This window comes from Streptococcus sp. Marseille-Q6488 (assembly GCF_946902925.1).
Classification (GTDB): domain Bacteria; phylum Bacillota; class Bacilli; order Lactobacillales; family Streptococcaceae; genus Streptococcus.
This window is the reverse complement of record NZ_CAMPPZ010000028.1, coordinates 1-1,890: the sequence shown is the minus strand read 5'-3', so window position 1 is coordinate 1,890 and position 1,890 is coordinate 1. Positions and strand designations below refer to the sequence as shown.

The 1,890-nt window shown below is 34.6% G+C and carries 3 protein-coding genes and 1 pseudogene; all 4 read left to right on the top strand.

Translation table 11 applies throughout. From position 1 onward, the window contains the following. Positions 1–87 (top strand): annotated as a pseudogene (locus tag OVN23_RS10290) (type I restriction endonuclease); the annotation flags it as partial. A gap of 59 nt (positions 88–146) precedes the next feature. Next, positions 147–383, top strand: a complete 237-nt coding sequence (locus OVN23_RS10285) for an AbrB family transcriptional regulator (RefSeq protein WP_000260605.1) — start codon at positions 147–149, stop codon at positions 381–383. Beyond that, the gene (locus OVN23_RS10280; protein ID WP_164225979.1) at positions 380–793 is read left to right on the top strand and encodes a type II toxin-antitoxin system death-on-curing family toxin; all 414 of its coding nucleotides are present in this window, start codon (positions 380–382) and stop codon (positions 791–793) included. The genes OVN23_RS10285 and OVN23_RS10280 overlap by 4 nt, the downstream gene beginning before the upstream one ends. A 117-nt stretch (positions 794–910) precedes the next feature. Next, positions 911–1,876: a site-specific tyrosine recombinase/integron integrase gene (xerA, locus tag OVN23_RS10275; protein WP_000444456.1), complete on the top strand. Its 966-nt coding sequence runs from the start codon at positions 911–913 to the stop codon at positions 1,874–1,876. Positions 1,877–1,890 lie beyond the last annotated feature (14 nt).

The window sequence follows — 1,890 nt, the reverse complement described above, 5'->3', positions numbered from 1 at the left end:
GTCGACAAATCACAATTGGCAATCCAAAAATTTCTGGAAGAACTTGAAACTTTGAAGAAATCTCTGATGCAGGAGTATTTTGGCTGATATTCTGCCATTGTAATTACGGTAATGATTTGTTATAATACTTCAAAGGAGGAAATCAGATGGTAGTAAAAACAAGAAAACAAGGAAATTCAATCACCATTACGATTCCAAGTGAATTTAATATTCCAAGTGGTGTTAAATACGAAGCGAAATTGTTACCAAGTGGTGAGATTATCTTTACTCCTGAAGAATTGGGGCAGCAGGTTTCTTATGTATCTGATGATGCCTTTGACTTAAATTTAGATAAAATATTTGACGAATACGACGATGTTTTCAAAGCTTTGGTGGAAAAATGACAATCTATCTGACAGAAAAGCAAATTGAAAAAATAAATGCTTTAGCAATTCAACGGTATTCTCCAAATGAGAAAATTCAAACAGTTAGTCCTTCTGCCTTAAATATGATTGTGAACTTACCAGAACAATTTGTCTTTGGGAAGCCTCTTTATCCAACAATTTTTGATAAAGCAACGATACTATTTGTCCAATTGATAAAGAAGCATGTTTTTGCTAATGCTAATAAAAGAACTTCTTTCTTCGTTTTGGTCAAATTTTTACAATTAAATGGCTATCGTTTTTCTGTAACGGTAGAAGAAGCAGTAAAAATGTGTGTAACCATCGCAGTAGAAGCTTTAACTGATGAAAAAATGATAAGCTACTCCAAATGGGTTTCTGAACATTCTGTTAGAGAAAAGGTCAGAAAGTAACCTAGTATGCTGGATTTGAATGGGCACAAGAAAATAAATGAACAGACAATATTAGAATTCTGTAATGCAGAAACTGATATTGTCTCTTTTTATTGATGAATAAGAAAGTGAAAAATTATGGAATCAAAAGTTACAATTATCATGCAAGAAATGTTACCTCTTTTAAATAATGAACAATTACTAGCATTGAGAGAGAGTTTAGAACATCATCTAGTAGACGGAAAAAAGCAGCAGAAGTATTCGAATAATAACCTGTTGCAACTCTTTATCACCGCCAAACAGGTAGAGGGCTGTAGCTCAAAAACAATTCGTTATTACCAGAGGACGATTGAAAACTTGTTTAATGCTATTAAGGAGTCTGTGACACAACTCACAACAGATGATTTAAGGAGTTATTTAGCAAATTACCAGTCTGAAAAGGATTGTAGTAAGGCGAATTTAGACAATATTAGGCGTATATTGTCTTCTTTTTTTGCTTGGCTTGAGCAAGAGGAATATATCATTAAAAATCCCATTCGACGGATAAAGAAAATTAAGACTGAGCAAAATGTGAAGGAAACTTATACTGATGAACATTTGGAAATTATGCGCGATAACTGTGAAAATTTGAGAGATTTGGCAATAATAGACCTACTAGCATCGACAGGTATGCGTGTAGGGGAGCTTGTACAGTTGAATCGTTCAGATATTGATTTTGAAAACAGAGAGTGTGTTGTCTTTGGTAAAGGAAAGAAGGAGAGACCAGTATATTTTGACGCTCGGACGAAAATTCATTTAAGAAACTATCTTAACGACAGAAAAGATAGTCACCCTGCTCTTTTTGTAACGTTAGTTGGAAAAGTCCAGAGGCTTGGAATTGCTGGTGTAGAGATTCGCTTAAGAAAGTTAGGAGACAAACTCGGTATACAAAAGGTTCACCCACATAAGTTCAGAAGAACTTTAGCGACTAAGGCAATTGATAAAGGTATGCCTATCGAACAAGTCCAAAAACTGCTAGGTCATAGCAAGATTGACACAACCCTGGCCTATGCCATGGTCAATCAAAATAATGTCAAGCATTCACACCAAAAATTCATCTCTTAAAAGCAAATCCCGAT

Excerpts from the sequence above, each read along its gene's own strand:
- OVN23_RS10285 (WP_000260605.1), top strand. The coding sequence starts at position 147 with ATGGTAGTAAAAACAAGAAAACAAGGAAATTCAATCACCATTACGATT.
- OVN23_RS10280 (WP_164225979.1), top strand. The coding sequence starts at position 380 with ATGACAATCTATCTGACAGAAAAGCAAATTGAAAAAATAAATGCTTTA.
- xerA (WP_000444456.1), top strand. The coding sequence starts at position 911 with ATGGAATCAAAAGTTACAATTATCATGCAAGAAATGTTACCTCTTTTA.